Source organism: Spiroplasma endosymbiont of Acasis viretata (assembly GCF_964031275.1).
In the GTDB taxonomy this organism is placed as follows: domain Bacteria; phylum Bacillota_I; class Bacilli_A; order Mycoplasmatales; family VBWQ01; genus Spiroplasma_E; species Spiroplasma_E ixodetis_A.
The window spans coordinates 193,483-211,324 of sequence record NZ_OZ035019.1; the positions used below are offsets into that span (position 1 = coordinate 193,483).

The following is a 17,842-nucleotide window of genomic DNA, read 5'->3' on the forward strand; positions in this document are numbered from 1 at the left end:
TGAAAATAGTATTAAACCAATTTTTAATAAATAATTAATTGATGAGTGGCATAACTACCTTTTTGTTTTCATCAAAAAAGCATTTTTTATTAATGATGCTATAATTTTAAGCATTAATAAAAAAAATAAAGGAGATTGAGATATGAAAAAAAAGAAAAGGGTGGTTGGCCCTTAATTACTGGACCATTTTTGATATAAAATTCTAAATTTTAATTTGTAAAATTGGTGGTTTTAGAAATTTAGAATGTATTCTTTCATAATTATAAAACATAACATATTGATTTACATCATTTATAGCTTCATTGATGGATAAATATTGATTTGATCCTTTAGGTAGTCATTCTTGAGATAAATGAGAAAATCAGTTTTCAGATAATACATTACCACCAATATCATAAGGTTGTTTTTTGCTTAAAATTATTTGTTTATCCTCTGCTCATTTTGTGATATCGTGACAATAAAATTCGTTGGCGTTATCTGAATGTAAAATAACATTTTTTATTTGATTTCAAGAAAATTGTTTGTTGATTTTTTCAAGAGCAGGAAGAATTAAATCCTGATATGATTTATTAGGAGCAATATTATAACTAACAACATTATTTGAATAAAAATCAATAATTACAAAAAGATATAATCATCCTTCTTTAGTATTTATTTGTTTAGTGTCCATTGATCAAATTTGATTTGAAGAGGTTGTACTTTTATAATCTTTGTTTACTTTATCCATTGTAGGTATTCACTTATTTGGATTTTTTTTGTTTTTAGGATAGTTATTTTTAGTTTGTTTTAATCCTTGAATATTGTGTTCTTTCATAATTTTTCGCATTTGTTTTATTGATAATTCTATATTTAAAATGATATTTTTTTCTTGTTTTAATCACTCTTTAAAAGCTGAAAAAATTCTTAAATATCCATAAATTCTGCCTTTTCTTGTAGAATGAAATTCGATTAAAAGTTGGCATATTTTTTGATATTTATGATTGCATTTAATAATATGATTTTCTTCTTTTTTAATAGGTTTTTGTTTATTTTTTAAAAAGTAATATGTTGATCTGTTTAATTGAAGATATTGACATAGGTTTCTAATTGAATATTGATTTTTACAATCATCAATAATTTTAATTTTTTCTTTGATATTTAATTTGTTAATTACTAATGCTATTTGTTTAATTTTATCCATTAATAAAAATCCTTTCAGGTTAAAATTAGTGTTAATTATATAACACAATTGTTTTTAGAATACATTCAGGTTTTTTAAATTAATGGTCTAGTAAAAAGGGCTAAGTGGCAAGTGGCAAGTGGCTTTTTAACATATTTATCTGTTTAAAATAACTACTTTTTAAACTTAAATTTAAAATTTTTGACAATTTTTCAAAATCTTATTCATGAACATAAATTGGTGTTTTTTTTAGCATTCATATATAAATAACTACGTAAATATTCATATAAACGCATTGAATATTTAGTAGTAACTTCTTTTGTATAAGGCAAAAAAATATTTATATAATAGACTTGGTGCAAAACTAAGGTAATTCAAAATTATATATTCCTGCTATTAAATTAAATCTTAATGCAAATCTTCGTATTTTATTGCGATATTTTAAAGTTAAAATTTTAAAACGTTTTAGTTTAGCAAATACGTGTTCAATTTTAATTCTAATTTTGCTTAAAGTTTTATTGTATTCTTTTTGAATTGGTATTAATTTATTGTATTTACTTTTTTTAAATGGCAAAAATGTATTTTTATGAATATTTTGTATTCCTTGATAACCTGAATCAACAAAAACTTGTTTTTCTAGATGAATAAAAGTTTTAGATTTTAAAAGTAATTTAAAATCATGAATGCTTCCAAAACAAAAAGCGGTTGAAATAATTTTTCCATTTAAAATATCAATAATTATTTGCGATTTAAGAGTATGATGTTTGTTTTTACCCGAAAAAAGTAATTTTAGTTTTTTTTAATTCTTTCAATTGGAGTTTCAGTAGCATCAATAGCTAGTAAAGTATTATTGATTCCTTTATTTTTGATTAAATCTTTTTTGCCAGATAAATTAAAAATTCCACTTTTTATTAAAGTATTTTCAATTCAAAAAATATTACGAATGCAGCTAGTATGACTAATATTATATCTTTTTGCAATAACTCTATAACTACTATACTCTTTTCAGTATTCTAATGTCATTAATAAACGATTTTCTATTGATAATTTATTAGGTTTACCACCAACTGCTTTTTTAATTGCTTCAGCTTTTTTTAAAATTTCAACCATTTTTTGAAATGTTTGTAGTTTTATTCCCACTAAACTATAAAATTCTTGTTCATCTTTGTATTTTTTTAACATAATAATTATCACCTTTGATATTAATAATAACGGTTAAATTATTAAAATTAAAGGTTTTGCACCAAGTCTAATCTCTTTTTAAATCAATACAATGTTTTTTAAAAATATTTGTATTAGGTTCTACATATATTATGCCATTATGATAGCCACCAGAATTAAACAAATTAATTAAATCATATTTATTATTTGCTTCATCTAAAAACTCAAATTTTAAACTTGTTAATTCATCTATTTCTTTTTTTAAAACAGTAGTTTCTTTTTCTTTATAAATTATAGAATTATATAAAGCATTTTGATTTATAGAAAAATATTTACAAAAATCAGAAGCAAAAAAATGTATTTTATTTTTATTACCTTTTATATCATTTAAATTTTGTTCTTGTACAGTTTTTATTAAAAAGTTAAATAATCTTTGAGTCATAATTCCAGCACTTTGATTAGTAACTGCACGAACAATAACATTTGACTTTTTAATAAATTTATTATCTTTTTTATCAACTAAACTATTTGACATAAATTTACCCCTTTAATTTTTTTAATCTAAAAATTATTATAGCATATTCATATCAGTATATGTTGTAATTAATATCAGTATATGTTGTAATTCATATCAGATTTTATATATACAATATAGAAAATATAATAACATATAATATATAATAAATATTAATAATATATGATAAATATCATAATAACTTTTAAATCATTTTAAATTTAGAAATTATTAACACATAAAATAGTTAAATATAATAAAAAATATTAAATATTGAAATATTTTTTTATTTTTATTTACAACATATACTGATATAAACATTATTTGTAAAAACTATTATTTATAATTCACAATTTAAGTAATTTATTATACAATAATAAGGTTACTGGTGTGGCTTTGAATCGGTGGCACTAGTAGCGATTGTATTTAATTAAAGATTACACTGTCAATATCGAGTGAAAATTTCCCAAAAATATTTATTAAAAAATTAAATTATTTTGGAAAATTACAGTGTTAAATAAATACAAATTTCAAATAATGCTTAAAAATTTTAGTTCCTTGTTTTCATATAGGAACTTTTTTTGTATAATTTAATTAAACTTAATATAAGTTTTTAACTCATTATTTTATTTTAAAATAAATGAGTTTTTTTATTTGAGAGGAAGATTTTATGAATAAAATTATATTTCGACAAATGTATAAAAATACTTATAAAGTAATATTTAAAGAACTAATAGAAACTAAAAAAATGATTGATTTTATAGAAAAGTCTAAATTTAAGTGTAACGATAAGGAAGAACCAGAATTTGATGGTCTTGATAAAGAAGCTCTTAAAGAGTTATTTGGCCTTATGTGAAAAGATAGATTAAGTGATGAAAAACAAAAATTTGTTAATTTAGGTGCAAATTATATTAATCAATCACCTATTTTTCAAAATAAAAAACAAGAAAGAAAATTTTTAATTAATAAAAGTGAAATACTAAAACAGATGAATTTATTTTCAAATAAACCTTGTTTAATAACAGGAAACATTTTTAATCCTAAATTTCTAAAATCAAACGAAATTTTTTCATTGAATTGTAAAAATGAAATAAATTCTATAGATTTGCAAAATCAACTTTCAACAAGTAGTACTAAATTAAACTCAGTAAAAATTTAAATTATTAAGGACTGAACTTATTATGAAAAAGAAAATGAATCCAGAATGAGAAACAATGTTTTTAGAAAATAAAGAACAAAAACAAGATAGTATTGAATTAAAAATAATAAATACTAATAAAAATGAAATTGGTATTGAAGTCTTTGATTATTTTAAAGATGAAATTAATAAATCGAAAAAAAGAAATGACAATTTATTTATAGAAAATATAAATCAAAAAGTAAATTATTTAAATAAAAAAAATAACAATCTTATAGTTGAAAATAAGCAAATTAATGAAAGATTAAAACATTTAGACAAAAAACTTTTAAATCTTAAAAAAATGGCGTTGGAAATTAACCAAATAGAAAATAAAATATCAAAAAATATTAAATATTTAACAAGTAGCACTAAACCAAGCTCACCAAAAATGTAAAAAATAAGATATGGTGATTTCAATATCTTTATATATTTAAAATTAATTTTAAATCATTAAATTTGCTTATATACAAACGATTTAAAAATTTATATGATTTAATATTCAAAAAATAAAAATCTCTAATTAGAGATTTTTTAAATTAAATATTTGGTAGTATAAAATAACTTTATTTTTAGGAAATTATTATTCGATAATCAATGGGAAATTTTCACTAAATAATGACAAAATTAAAGATTACACTTGAAATTTTAATTAAATGTAATAAGATTAATCTATAAAAATTAAATACTAAGTATTAGGTACACCGATTCAAAATTATTTAAGCCTATCTATTTTTTTTATTTTAATCTTTTTTTCATTTTAAAGAAGTTTAAAAATAAACGCGTTGCAACCTATTACCTTGGTTGCGATTTTTATTTCTAAATTTTATTTGAAAGGAAGATTTTTTATGAATAAAGAATATTTAAAACTTATTAAAGTAGAATTCATGCACGGAGTTGAAGAACCTTGATGCAATAATCAAGGAGTTGCAATATTACCCTATGTTTTAAAAGATAATGAGTTTCATTATTTACTAACTAAAGAATATAACCCATTATTTAAAAATAAGAAAATTAGTGAATATAGTACTATCACAGGTGGATTAGAAAATAATAACCATTATCAAACTGTTATCAAAGAAATGCTAGAAGAAACTGGTATTGATGTTAGAAATGAAAAAATTAAAATTCATTATTTAGGTAAACATTATGCAAATAAATCAAGTACAAAATTGTGATATTTTTATGGAATTGATTTATCTAAATTAGGTTTAGATTTAACTGCAATTTACAACGGTACTGGTGATGGGGTGGTTGGCGGTGGTTGGCCCTTAATTACTGGACCATTTTTGATATAAAATTCTAAATTTTAATTTGTAAAATTGGTGGTTTTAGAAATTTAGAATGTATTCTTTCATAATTATAAAACATAACATATTGATTTACATCATTTATAGCTTCATTGATGGATAAATATTGATTTGATCCTTTAGGTAGTCATTCTTGAGATAAATGAGAAAATCAGTTTTCAGATAATACATTACCACCAATATCATAAGGTTGTTTTTTGCTTAAAATTATTTGTTTATCCTCTGCTCATTTTGTGATATCTTGACAATAAAATTCGTTGGCGTTATCTGAATGTAAAATAACATTTTTTATTTGATTTCAAGAAAATTGTTTGTTGATTTTTTCAAGAGCAGGAAGAATTAAATCCTGATATGATTTATTAGGAGCAATATTATAACGGTGGTTGGCCCTTAATTACTGGACCATTTTGGTGGTTGGCCCTTAATTACTGGACCATTTTTGATATAAAATTCTAAATTTTAATTTGTAAAATTGGTGGTTTTAGAAATTTAGAATGTATTCTTTCATAATTATAAAACATAACATATTGATTTACATCATTTATAGCTTCATTGATGGATAAATATTGATTTGATCCTTTAGGTAGTCATTCTTGAGATAAATGAGAAAATCAGTTTTCAGATAATACATTACCACCAATATCATAAGGTTGTTTTTTGCTTAAAATTATTTGTTTATCCTCTGCTCATTTTGTGATATCGTGACAATAAAATTCGTTGGCGTTATCTGAATGTAAAATAACATTTTTTATTTGATTTCAAGAAAATTGTTTGTTGATTTTTTCAAGAGCAGGAAGAATTAAATCCTGATATGATTTATTAGGAGCAATATTATAACTAACAACATTATTTGAATAAAAATCAATAATTACAAAAAGATATAATCATCCTTCTTTAGTATTTATTTGTTTAGTGTCCATTGATCAAATTTGATTTGAAGAGGTTGTACTTTTATAATCTTTGTTTACTTTATCCATTGTAGGTATTCACTTATTTGGATTTTTTTTGTTTTTAGGATAGTTATTTTTAGTTTGTTTTAATCCTTGAATATTGTGTTCTTTCATAATTTTTCGCATTTGTTTTATTGATAATTCTATATTTAAAATGATATTTTTTTCTTGTTTTAATCACTCTTTAAAAGCTGAAAAAATTCTTAAATATCCATAAATTCTGCCTTTTCTTGTAGAATGAAATTCGATTAAAAGTTGGCATATTTTTTGATATTTATGATTGCATTTAATAATATGATTTTCTTCTTTTTTAATAGGTTTTTGTTTATTTTTTAAAAAGTAATATGTTGATCTGTTTAATTGAAGATATTGACATAGGTTTCTAATTGAATATTGATTTTTACAATCATCAATAATTTTAATTTTTTCTTTGATATTTAATTTGTTAATTACTAATGCTATTTGTTTAATTTTATCCATTAATAAAAATCCTTTCAGGTTAAAATTAGTGTTAATTATATAACACAATTGTTTTTAGAATACATTCAGGTTTTTTAAATTAATGGTCTAGTAAAAAGGGCTAAGTGGCAAGTGGCAAGTGGCGTAGTGATAATTTAACAGGCATGTCAGAAGCAATACAATCAGTTTATCCTAAAACAGAACATCAATTATGCATTGTTCATCAAATTAGAAATAGTTTAAAATATGTTTCATACAAACATCGAAAAGGTCTAGTTGCAGATTTAAAACCAATTTATAGTGCATGTAGTGAAGAACAAGCAATGCAAGCTTTAGAATCGTTTGAAAGTAAATGAAATAAACAATATCCTCAAATTACTAAATTTTGATATAAAAATTGAGATAATTTAATGGTTTTTATTAGTTATCCAGTAGAAATCAAAAGAGTGATTTATACTACAAATGCTATTGAATCTGTAAATAGTCAATTACGAAAAGTCATCAGAAATAAAAAAGTTTTTCCAAATGATATGGCAGTTTTCAAAATATTTTACTTGGCAATTGAAAATATAACAAAAAAATGAGCATTGCCTATTCAAAATTGAAATACAGCAATTGCTCATTTTATGATAAAATTTGAAGACAGAATTAATCTAAATTAGTAACTTTGTAAAACAAAGATACACAGATTATTAAAAAGCCTCGAAAAAATATTTTTAGCAAGTTTTATTTTAGAAATTACATTTTTAATTTTTAATTCAATTTCATTAAATTCCCTAAGAACCTGTTTAAAATCTTTTAGAGAATAGTATAAAATGATTATATATTTTAAAATAAGAGGTATATATGTGTAAAAATTATCCTAGTAATGTTAGCAAAGAGCAATTTGAAAATATAAAATCAATTTTAGAAAATACTAAAAAGAGAACTAAACCAAGAAGTTTAGATTTATATGAAGTATTTTGTGCAGTTTTATATGTATTAAAAAGTGGTTGCCAGTGAAGAATGTTACCAAAAAATTTTCCAAAATGACAAATTGTATATTATTATTTTCAAGCTTGAAGTAAAAATAATGATAAAGAACCTAGTGTATTACAATTAGTTTTAAAAAAAATTAGTCAAGGAATTTCGTATCAATAATGGTAGAAAAGAACAAACTAGTTTTTGTATAATTGATTCACAAAGTGTTAAAAATACAGATACTACTAAAAATAAAGGTTATGATGCTGGTAAAAAGATTTCAGGAATAAAGCGTCATATTGCTGTTGATTCTCAAGGTTTACCACATGCAATTTACATAACCACAGCAGAAAAAACAGATCGTAATAGTGCTATAATAATAATTGAAAATGAAAAAGAGAATCTTTCTGCAGTTCAAAAAATACTAGTAGATGCTGGTTATACTGGTGAAAAATTTGCTTCTAAAATTAAAACAATTATAAATGCAAATGTTGAAGTTATAAAACGTAATGAATTACATTCTTTTGTAGTATTACCAAAAAGATGAGTTGTAGAACGAAGTTTTGCATGATTAGAAAAATGCAGAAGATTATGAAAAAATTGTGAAAAAAAATTAAATACTAGCTTACAAATGGTTGTTCTTGCCTTTATTTCAATTTTATTGAAAAGATTTTAAACAGGTTCTTACTAAATTCAATATACTTTATTCCATAAAGTTTAGAATCTAATGGTGGCTTCTTGCCACTTGCCACTTAGCCCTTTTTACTAGACCATTAATTTAAAAAACCTGAATGTATTCTAAAAACAATTGTGTTATATAATTAACACTAATTTTAACCTGAAAGGATTTTTATTAATGGATAAAATTAAACAAATAGCATTAGTAATTAACAAATTAAATATCAAAGAAAAAATTAAAATTATTGATGATTGTAAAAATCAATATTCAATTAGAAACCTATGTCAATATCTTCAATTAAACAGATCAACATATTACTTTTTAAAAAATAAACAAAAACCTATTAAAAAAGAAGAAAATCATATTATTAAATGCAATCATAAATATCAAAAAATATGCCAACTTTTAATCGAATTTCATTCTACAAGAAAAGGCAGAATTTATGGATATTTAAGAATTTTTTCAGCTTTTAAAGAGTGATTAAAACAAGAAAAAAATATCATTTTAAATATAGAATTATCAATAAAACAAATGCGAAAAATTATGAAAGAACACAATATTCAAGGATTAAAACAAACTAAAAATAACTATCCTAAAAACAAAAAAAATCCAAATAAGTGAATACGCCACTTAGCCCTTTTTACTAGACCATTAATTTAAAAAACCTGAATGTATTCTAAAAACAATTGTGTTATATAATTAACACTAATTTTAACCTGAAAGGATTTTTATTAATGGATAAAATTAAACAAATAGCATTAGTAATTAACAAATTAAATATCAAAGAAAAAATTAAAATTATTGATGATTGTAAAAATCAATATTCAATTAGAAACCTATGTCAATATCTTCAATTAAACAGATCAACATATTACTTTTTAAAAAATAAACAAAAACCTATTAAAAAAGAAGAAAATCATATTATTAAATGCAATCATAAATATCAAAAAATATGCCAACTTTTAATCGAATTTCATTCTACAAGAAAAGGCAGAATTTATGGATATTTAAGAATTTTTTCAGCTTTTAAAGAGTGATTAAAACAAGAAAAAAATATCATTTTAAATATAGAATTATCAATAAAACAAATGCGAAAAATTATGAAAGAACACAATATTCAAGGATTAAAACAAACTAAAAATAACTATCCTAAAAACAAAAAAAATCCAAATAAGTGAATACCTACAATGGATAAAGTAAACAAAGATTATAAAAGTACAACCTCTTCAAATCAAATTTGATCAATGGACACTAAACAAATAAATACTAAAGAAGGATGATTATATCTTTTTGTAATTATTGATTTTTATTCAAATAATGTTGTTAGTTATAATATTGCTCCTAATAAATCATATCAGGATTTAATTCTTCCTGCTCTTGAAAAAATCAACAAACAATTTTCTTGAAATCAAGTAAAAAATGTTATTTTACATTCAGATAACGCCAACGAATTTTATTGTCAAGATATCACAAAATGAGCAGAGGATAAACAAATAATTTTAAGCAAAAAACAACCTTATGATATTGGTGGTAATGTATTATCTGAAAACTGATTTTCTCATTTATCTCAAGAATGACTACCTAAAGGATCAAATCAATATTTATCCATCAATGAAGCTATAAATGATGTAAATCAATATGTTATGTTTTATAATTATGAAAGAATACATTCTAAATTTCTAAAACCACCAATTTTACAAATTAAAATTTAGAATTTTATATCAAAAATGGTCCAGTAATTAAGGGCCAACCACCTACCTACAATGGATAAAGTAAACAAAGATTATAAAAGTACAACCTCTTCAAATCAAATTTGATCAATGGACACTAAACAAATAAATACTAAAGAAGGATGATTATATCTTTTTGTAATTATTGATTTTTATTCAAATAATGTTGTTAGTTATAATATTGCTCCTAATAAATCATATCAGGATTTAATTCTTCCTGCTCTTGAAAAAATCAACAAACAATTTTCTTGAAATCAAGTAAAAAATGTTATTTTACATTCAGATAACGCCAACGAATTTTATTGTCAAGATATCACAAAATGAGCAGAGGATAAACAAATAATTTTAAGCAAAAAACAACCTTATGATATTGGTGGTAATGTATTATCTGAAAACTGATTTTCTCATTTATCTCAAGAATGACTACCTAAAGGATCAAATCAATATTTATCCATCAATGAAGCTATAAATGATGTAAATCAATATGTTATGTTTTATAATTATGAAAGAATACATTCTAAATTTCTAAAACCACCAATTTTACAAATTAAAATTTAGAATTTTATATCAAAAATGGTCCAGTAATTAAGGGCCAACCACCGCCAACCACCAATAAACGATTTTCTATTGATAATTTATTAGGTTTACCACCAACTGCTTTTTTAATTGCTTCAGCTTTTTTTAAAATTTCAACCATTTTTTGAAATGTTTGTAGTTTTATTCCCACTAAACTATAAAATTCTTGTTCATCTTTGTATTTTTTTAACATAATAATTATCACCTTTGATATTAATAATAACCGTTAAATTATTAAAATTAAAGGTTTTGCACCAAGTCTATAGTTATTTTTGTAAGTTACACAGATTACTAAACATTACCTTTTAATTTGTTTATTTGTTATTTTTTCATGTAATAATAAAATTTATTTCATAATAACAGTGTTTATTATTTTTATATAATATCAATGATGTTTTTATTTATCATTTTAATTAGTAAAATTAATGTAATATAAAGTATGATTTTTGTATATTATTTGCAATACGTTTTATACATGCTATTATTTAGGAATAGTTATCTTAAATATTAGAGATAAACTATATGCATTACTATAGGTAATTAACAAGAGATTTTAGAAATTGTTAATTAACTTTTTCAAATAAATTATAACTAATTTATTTTAGAATTGTTCCTTTGCTTATTTTAATGAAAATTTAAAATAAAAAATTTAAAAAAATATGTTTTTCAAGCCCATTATTTTATTTTTAATAAAATAAATGGGTTTTTTATTTGAAAGGATGTAAAGAAGTGCCTACAGAAAGTCAAGAAATAGGTTCTGATAATAAAAAGCAAAAAAATATTAAGCATTTTAGAAAAGAAATAATTTCTAAGATTACAAATGCAAAAATAGAAAGAAAGTATTGCAAACAATTAATAGTGATGACCTTGCTATATTTTTTAATAGTTTAATTAAAGCAGATTCATTATTTTGATTTTTAAATATTGTTCATCATCTTTATCAAGAGTTATTTTCTCTTTATAATAATAAAAAGTTTTTAGTATTTGATGAACTTTTATTAGAAAATTTAAAAAATTCATGACAATGAATTGAAAAAGAACGGCAAATTTTTAATGAAGAACATAATTTAATTACTGAATTAAAAAATATAGCTAAAGAAGAATTTCCAGAACAATATTTTGAAATTATAAAATTTAAACAAGAACAAGCGCGAATTAATTTTGATTACTTTTTTCCTGAATTAAAACTTCCCAATAATGCGATTAATTTTTGAAAACAAATTATACAAGAAGAAAATCTAGAACAGTTTTTATCGGTAGAGTGAAAAGAAAAAATTGCTGAGTTGTGTAACGTTTTTATTAATTTTGAAAAAAATATTAAAAAATTTAAAATTATTGGTGAAGATTATCAAGAATTTATTTTAAATCATAAAAGAAATCTAGAAAAAGTTAAAGAATGTAGTGAACAAGTGGCATTAGTTAGTAATGTGATGAAAAGAAAACAATTTTTAATTGATTTAGAAGATTATAATAATGAAAGTTATTATAATAGTTTTCAAAAAAAGATAGCAAAAAGTATAAATTAATTAAAAAATTTTATTAATAATATTGAAGATTCTAGGATAATGGATTATTATTATCAATTTCTTATTCTTAATAGTACTGAACAATTTGCAGCAGATAGTTTAGAATGAAATATTAATAGAATATGTGGTGCTATCAATAATGAATTTACTATATTAAAAAAAATAAGTGATTCATATACAAGTGACTTAGCAAAAAATTTCATAATGAAATATATAACAGAAGCAGTAAAATTAACAAAAAGTACTTCTGAAAGAATAAAAGAAATTACATTACAGTTTGATAGACATTGTGAACAATTAGTTGAAGAAGAAAGTAAATCGATTGAAGTTATTAATAAAAAAAATAGCAGCATTAGAAAATATTAATAAAACAGAAAGAACAACATATGAAAATTTGTCAAGAACTTTAGAAAATGTAAGTTTAGACAATGATAAAAAAGTGCTAGCAGAGTTAAAACAGCAAATTGAAAACATTAGAACTATTACAAAAGAAAAAATAACAGAAAGTAAAAAAAAGCAAAAAGAAGCTATTGAAGAAGAAAAACAAAAAACGCTTCAATTAGAAGAAACTAAACAGGGAATTATTAATAATACAAATTTAATGAAAGATAATATTAAAAATTATCATCAAAAAATTATTGAATTTATTAAGTCTTTTACAATTTCACTTTATGAATTTATTTTATGATTTAAAAATAATTAATGAGATCGTGAAAAATATAAATTAAACAATACGATCAATAATATTTTACAACCAGGATTAATTATTAAAATTGAATATAAAAATGATAATTTACAATATAAGTTACCATGATCAAATTTTATTTAAAAACAGAAAATGATAATCATTTGGTATTAGCAGTTCCCGATAGTGAAGAAGCTAATTTTCAAATATTAAATAAAGAAGGTAGAAAAATTTTGCTTAAAAAATTAATTGAAGAGGAAAAATATTATTTTTTATCTAGAAAATTTTGTAATTTATACACTAAATTTATATTAGTTGAAGATAATTTCTTAAGTGAAAAGGAAGTAAGCAAAATTTTTAAAAAAATAGAAGTATTAAAGAATATTAAAACTATTGAAAATGAAACTCCTCAATTAACAAATAATAAACAAAAAGAATTTTTTCAAGCAAAACTTAATGAAATATTTCAAAAAATTGAAGAACAATATCAGTCACTTGTAACATCATTAAAAGAATTTTTTCCTATTGAAAGATTAAAAGTTATTGATAGTTGAAAGACAATTGATAATAATGAAAATGTAGGAACTAAAGATGAAAGTTCTTTATTATTTGAAATGATTATTAAATATATTGATCATATATAGAAGATTCAATTCCAAAAATTAAAGCAGAAATTGAAAAAGAATGAGAAGAAAGCGAAGATGAAGATTGAGATGCAGTTGAAGCAATAACTACTGCTTTTAAATCTGAGTTTGAAAAAAAAGATACTGAAATTAAACATTTAAAAAAAATTATTGAAGAAAGAGAGGAAAAAATTGCACAACTAGAGACACAATTAAAAAATGTGCTACCTAAAAAAATAGTCCAATTATGAGTTTTAATGATATAAAAGAGCAATGTGATTTAGAATTATTACCAATTTTAGAAAACAATTTTGATGAACTTGAACAAAGTAAAGAAAGTGATTCTAGTAGAAATTTATCTTCAACTTTGCTTACTTCTTATTAAAATATTCATGTCAAAATTTAATTAATACTTTTTTTGTTAAATTAGCAAAAAAATTGTTATTATTATATTTAATTAAATATGATTTTGTTTTTCGAAGAGGAATAATTTGTGTTTTTATTATATAAGCAAAAATTTAAAGATTGAAGATTTTTATATAAATTATTAAGCTGTATATTCATTTTTATTTTATCAATATTGACTATCATCTTTTCTGTATTTACTGAATTTTGATATGTTAATAGTACTAATAAAGATAATTTTTATAATTCTATAGTATTACAAAACTTTGATATAATGTTATCATTTTGGTCTTCTCAAACAATATTTATTGTTAATATTTGGTTTTTATTTTCTTTAATTTATCATCAAAAAGAGCAGACAAATAGATTCACTAATATTTATAGTCAAATTAATTTAACAATATACATAACTATTACTGCCCTTATTTTTTGAGTGGGGATATTTATTGATAGTGTTTCAAAGTTAGATTTAGAACTTAATTGATTTTGAAAATTGAATAATTTATCTTTATTTTGTTCCTTTTTAGATCATTTAGTATCACCAATATTGATGATTACTTTTTTAATTTTAACTTTTAAAAAAATAAATTTAATATCAATATTAAAAAACAATTTATATTAGTAGTTATTTATCTAACTTATATTTATATTAGAGCCAGCATTTTACAAACAAATGATGTTAAAAATTTTATTTATCCTTATAATATTCTCAACTTTAATTATTCAATTATTGGAATTCCATTATGAATTAATAGTATCTTAGTTATAATGTTAATTATTAGTACTATTATTAGTACTACATTATTTTATTTGTGAATTAATAAATTTTATTATAAAACAATTAAAGAACAAATAATAATGCAAATAAAGTAATATTTCTGCTAAATCTTAGCAATAAATATTAAACTCATTCATGGTAAAATATAAATATATATTTTAAAATAGGTGAGGTAAGATGGCATTCTTAAAAAGAATTGAAGCATATGGTTTTAAGTCATTTGCAGAGCCTTTAACAATAGAATTTGATACTAATATTGTAGGTATTGTTGGTCCTAATGGTTCTGGAAAGTCTAATATTAATGATGCTATTCGTTGAGTTTTAGGTGAACAATCAGTTAAATCATTACGTGGTGAAAATAGTGAAGATATAATTTTTAATGGTGCTAAAGGTAAACAGCCATTAAATAGTGCTCAAGTTACTTTAGTTTTTGATAATACTAATAAAATATTTAAAGTTGATTTTAATGAAGTACAAATTACTAGAAAAACTTTTCGTAATAATTCAGAAAATGAATATTACATTAATAAAGCTCGTGTTCGTTTAAAAGATGTACAAGAAATTATTATGGGTACAGGTTTAGCTAAAGGTTCACTTGCAATTATTAGTCAAGGTAATGTTTCAAAATTTGCTGATTCTAAACCAGAAGAAAGAAGAACTTTATTTGAAGAGGCTGCGGGTGTTTCAAAATACAAAAAGAGGAAAGAAGAGTCATTACGTAAATTAGAGCGTACTAATGAAAATTTAGTTCGAGTTAATGATATTATTAGTGAAATAAGTAGAAAAATTGAACCATTAGCAAAACAAGCACAGAAAGCTAAAACTTATATTGAATTACGTGATAATTTAAAAAAATATGAAATTACTATTATTGTTAAAGATTTGGAGACATATCATAATCAATTAAAACTTACAACAGTCAGTATAAATGATAATGAAATTTTACAACAACAACTTAATTTAAATATTAGTAAGAATGAACAACAATTAAAATTTTTAAAAAACAAAAGTTATGATTTAGATAAAAACATTAATAGTTTAGAAATGAATTTATCTAATGTTAATAGTTTATTGCAAGTTTTAGAACAACAAAAATCATTAATGAAAACAAAACAAAGTGAAATAAAAGATCAAACAGAAGTTGAAAAATTAAAAAATGAAATTGAAACTTTGCTTACTATTATTGAACAAAAAACTTTTTTACAAAAAAAAGAACAAGAAAATTTTGATAAAATTAATAATTTATTTGAAGAACTAAATGTTCAACATCAAGATTTAATTTTAGGACAAAATAATATTCATCGTGGTTTAGGCGAAAAAAAAGCACAATTAGAATCGGTAATTAATTATCAACAACGACAAAATCAAAAATATTTGGGTGTTCAAACAATTTTAAATAATAAAGATAAACTATATGGCATCATTGGAGTAGTGAGTGATTTAATTTCGGTGCCCGATCTTTATAGTGAAGCGATTGTTAAAGTATTGGGTAATACTTTAAAAAACATTGTTACGGCGACTAACAAAGATGCAACCAAGGCTGTTGAATTTTTAAAACAAAATAAAGCGGGAATTGCCACTTTTTTACCTTTAAATTCAATTCAAGTTCGAACAGCGACTAAAGAAGATGAAATTATTGTTAATAGCAAATCGGGTTATTTAAGTTTTGCTCATCATTTAGTTATAGCAGTTGATAATAGAATTCAGCCGATTATTAATTTTCTTTTAGGTCGTACTATTATTTGTGAAGACTTAGAAAGCGCAAGAGTTATTTCACAATTAATTGCTGCTAAATATCAATGTGTAACTTTAGATGGTCAATTAATTAAAGCTGGAGGTGCTATTGTTGGAGGTTATCAACATCAAAATAGTATTAATGTTTTTAAAGAAAAGTTAATAGTTTCTGAATTAAAAGAAGAAATTAAATCATTAGAACAACAATTAGTTAATATAAATGTCCAAAGAACAAGTATTGAAACCGAATTAAATAATTATCAAGGTCAAAAGTTGACAATTACTTTAACAATAAATAAATTGATTAGTGAAATTAGTGATATCACTAATCAATCACAATTATTAACTACTCAATATCAAACATTGACTGGTAAAAAATTAGATATTGATACTACAAATCAATTAAATGATATTTTTATTCAATATGAAAATTCTAAATATGATCAAGCGACAATAAAAAGTCAATTACAATTAATTCGTAAACAGAAACATCAATTATTAGAACAAATGCAAACTTTAGAAAATGAATTATATAGTTTAAATCAAGAACATTTTATGACTAGTGATAAATTAAATAATCAAAAACTTGAGCAAGTAAAAATGGAGTCAAAAGTAGAACAACATTTAAGATGTTTAGTTGAAACTTATAATTTAACTTATGAATATGCTAGAGAACATTATAGTGAACCATTAGCAGATGAACAACAAGCACGTAATTTGGTACAACAATTACGTAGTGAGATTGAAGATTTAGGATTTGTAAATATTAATGCTATTGAAGAATTTGAAAATGAAAATGAACGTTATTTACGTTTAAAAACTAAACATGATGAATTGCAATTAGCATCACAATCGTTGTTAACAGCTATTGATGAAATGGATAATGTTATGGTAACGCAATTTGATGAAACAATAAAAGATATTAATATGGTATTGCCCGAAACATTTCAAACTTTATTTGGTGGAGGAACTTGTAGTTTACGATATACATCACCTGATGATATTTTAAATACAGGTCTGGAAGTGCTTGCTAATCCTCCTGGTAAAAGAATTAGTAATTTAAACTTATTATCAGGTGGTGAAAAATCATTAGTTGCATTAGCAGTATTATTTGCTATTTTAAAAGTCAAGCCATTGCCATTGACAATATTAGATGAGGTTGAAGCGCCATTGGATCCAGCTAATTTAGAACGTTTTGCTAGATATGTTCGTAGTTTTTCACAATATACGCAATTTATTATTGTTACTCATCGTCCAGGCACAATGGAAAATTGTGATGTATTATATGGGACAACTATGCAAAATCAAGGAATTACGAAAATGGTAGCCATTAAATTAGCAGATGCTAAAAAAATTATTGAAAGCGATAAATCAGTGAAAAATGTTAATTATGTTGTTTAATTAAAAAGGTAGTAA

At 22.3% G+C, this 17,842-nt stretch carries 20 protein-coding genes and 1 pseudogene; 15 read left to right on the plus strand and 6 right to left on the minus strand.

The features are described from left to right. Positions 1-202: 202 nt before the first annotated feature. The 4 genes from AAHM96_RS01045 to AAHM96_RS01055 all read right to left on the minus strand — a co-directional run bounded on the left by AAHM96_RS01045 (position 203) and on the right by AAHM96_RS01055 (position 2,855). Positions 203-1,180 carry an IS3 family transposase gene (locus tag AAHM96_RS01045; RefSeq protein ID WP_342272762.1) on the minus strand — a complete coding sequence of 326 codons (978 nt, stop codon included), beginning with the start codon at positions 1,178-1,180 and terminating at the stop codon, positions 203-205. 343 nt (positions 1,181-1,523) lie between these two features. After that, entirely contained in the window at positions 1,524-1,946 is a 423-nt protein-coding gene (locus AAHM96_RS08350) for a transposase family protein (protein ID WP_342273704.1), read from the minus strand. Between the two features lie 2 nt (positions 1,947-1,948). Beyond that, on the minus strand, positions 1,949-2,341 hold the full coding sequence (locus tag AAHM96_RS08355; RefSeq protein ID WP_342272745.1) for a transposase family protein: 393 nt from the start codon (positions 2,339-2,341) through the stop codon (positions 1,949-1,951). A gap of 67 nt (positions 2,342-2,408) precedes the next feature. After that, positions 2,409-2,855 carry a RepB family plasmid replication initiator protein gene (locus tag AAHM96_RS01055; RefSeq protein ID WP_342273332.1) on the minus strand — a complete coding sequence of 149 codons (447 nt, stop codon included), beginning with the start codon at positions 2,853-2,855 and terminating at the stop codon, positions 2,409-2,411. A 649-nt stretch (positions 2,856-3,504) separates the two neighbouring features. Between AAHM96_RS01055 and AAHM96_RS01060 the strand changes: the two genes are divergently transcribed. The 3 genes from AAHM96_RS01060 to AAHM96_RS01070 all read left to right on the plus strand — a co-directional run bounded on the left by AAHM96_RS01060 (position 3,505) and on the right by AAHM96_RS01070 (position 5,309). Further along, on the plus strand, positions 3,505-3,993 hold the full coding sequence (locus AAHM96_RS01060; protein ID WP_342273333.1) for a hypothetical protein: 489 nt from the start codon (positions 3,505-3,507) through the stop codon (positions 3,991-3,993). Between the two features lie 22 nt (positions 3,994-4,015). Next, entirely contained in the window at positions 4,016-4,408 is a 393-nt protein-coding gene (locus AAHM96_RS01065) for a hypothetical protein (RefSeq protein ID WP_342273334.1), read from the plus strand. Between the two features lie 451 nt (positions 4,409-4,859). Continuing rightward, the gene (locus AAHM96_RS01070; protein ID WP_342273335.1) at positions 4,860-5,309 is read left to right on the plus strand and encodes an NUDIX hydrolase; all 450 of its coding nucleotides are present in this window, start codon (positions 4,860-4,862) and stop codon (positions 5,307-5,309) included. A 464-nt stretch (positions 5,310-5,773) separates the two neighbouring features. On the opposite strand, the gene AAHM96_RS01075 is transcribed toward AAHM96_RS01070, so the two are convergent. After that, on the minus strand, positions 5,774-6,751 hold the full coding sequence (locus tag AAHM96_RS01075; RefSeq protein ID WP_342272762.1) for an IS3 family transposase: 978 nt from the start codon (positions 6,749-6,751) through the stop codon (positions 5,774-5,776). Positions 6,752-6,876: 125 nt separating this feature from the next. On the opposite strand from AAHM96_RS01075, the pseudogene AAHM96_RS01080 reads away from it, so the two are divergent. The 5 genes and pseudogenes from AAHM96_RS01080 to AAHM96_RS01100 form a co-directional block, all read left to right on the plus strand. Continuing rightward, a pseudogene (locus AAHM96_RS01080) lies at positions 6,877-7,392 on the plus strand (IS256 family transposase); the annotation flags it as partial. Between the two features lie 184 nt (positions 7,393-7,576). Next, a protein-coding gene (locus AAHM96_RS01085) for an IS5 family transposase (RefSeq protein ID WP_342273337.1) occupies positions 7,577-8,366 on the plus strand; the annotation gives its coding sequence in 2 pieces (ribosomal slippage) (positions 7,577-7,837 and positions 7,839-8,366; 789 coding nt in all). A 180-nt stretch (positions 8,367-8,546) separates the two neighbouring features. Next, on the plus strand, positions 8,547-9,029 hold the full coding sequence (locus AAHM96_RS01090) for a hypothetical protein (RefSeq protein WP_342273338.1): 483 nt from the start codon (positions 8,547-8,549) through the stop codon (positions 9,027-9,029). 74 nt (positions 9,030-9,103) lie between these two features. Beyond that, complete coding sequence (locus tag AAHM96_RS01095; protein WP_342265776.1) at positions 9,104-10,081, plus strand: IS3 family transposase; 978 nt, start codon at positions 9,104-9,106, stop codon at positions 10,079-10,081. A gap of 51 nt (positions 10,082-10,132) precedes the next feature. After that, positions 10,133-10,657, plus strand: coding sequence for a DDE-type integrase/transposase/recombinase (locus AAHM96_RS01100; RefSeq protein ID WP_342266766.1), 525 nt, complete (start codon positions 10,133-10,135; stop codon positions 10,655-10,657). Between the two features lie 4 nt (positions 10,658-10,661). Here the strand turns inward: AAHM96_RS01100 and AAHM96_RS01105 are convergent, their stop codons facing one another. Then, positions 10,662-10,868 (minus strand): hypothetical protein, encoded by a 207-nt coding sequence (locus tag AAHM96_RS01105; RefSeq protein WP_342273339.1) that lies wholly within the window; start codon positions 10,866-10,868, stop codon positions 10,662-10,664. Between the two features lie 536 nt (positions 10,869-11,404). Here AAHM96_RS01105 and AAHM96_RS01110 point away from each other — a divergent pair. The 7 genes from AAHM96_RS01110 to AAHM96_RS01140 all read left to right on the plus strand — a co-directional run bounded on the left by AAHM96_RS01110 (position 11,405) and on the right by AAHM96_RS01140 (position 17,827). Next, positions 11,405-11,566, plus strand: a complete 162-nt coding sequence (locus tag AAHM96_RS01110; RefSeq protein WP_342273340.1) for a hypothetical protein — start codon at positions 11,405-11,407, stop codon at positions 11,564-11,566. Beyond that, entirely contained in the window at positions 11,518-12,201 is a 684-nt protein-coding gene (locus AAHM96_RS01115) for a hypothetical protein (protein ID WP_342273341.1), read from the plus strand. The genes AAHM96_RS01110 and AAHM96_RS01115 overlap by 49 nt, the downstream gene beginning before the upstream one ends. Before the next feature lie 39 nt (positions 12,202-12,240). After that, positions 12,241-12,567 (plus strand): hypothetical protein, encoded by a 327-nt coding sequence (locus AAHM96_RS01120; protein WP_342273342.1) that lies wholly within the window; start codon positions 12,241-12,243, stop codon positions 12,565-12,567. Then, positions 12,524-12,904, plus strand: coding sequence for a hypothetical protein (locus AAHM96_RS01125; RefSeq protein WP_342273343.1), 381 nt, complete (start codon positions 12,524-12,526; stop codon positions 12,902-12,904). Before AAHM96_RS01120 ends, AAHM96_RS01125 begins: the two co-directional genes overlap by 44 nt. A 107-nt stretch (positions 12,905-13,011) precedes the next feature. Continuing rightward, entirely contained in the window at positions 13,012-13,530 is a 519-nt protein-coding gene (locus AAHM96_RS01130) for a hypothetical protein (protein ID WP_342273344.1), read from the plus strand. Positions 13,531-13,756: 226 nt separating this feature from the next. Beyond that, positions 13,757-13,894 (plus strand): hypothetical protein, encoded by a 138-nt coding sequence (locus AAHM96_RS01135; protein ID WP_342273345.1) that lies wholly within the window; start codon positions 13,757-13,759, stop codon positions 13,892-13,894. Positions 13,895-14,869: 975 nt separating this feature from the next. Then, positions 14,870-17,827, plus strand: coding sequence for an AAA family ATPase (locus AAHM96_RS01140; RefSeq protein ID WP_342273346.1), 2,958 nt, complete (start codon positions 14,870-14,872; stop codon positions 17,825-17,827). Positions 17,828-17,842: the final 15 nt, after the last annotated feature.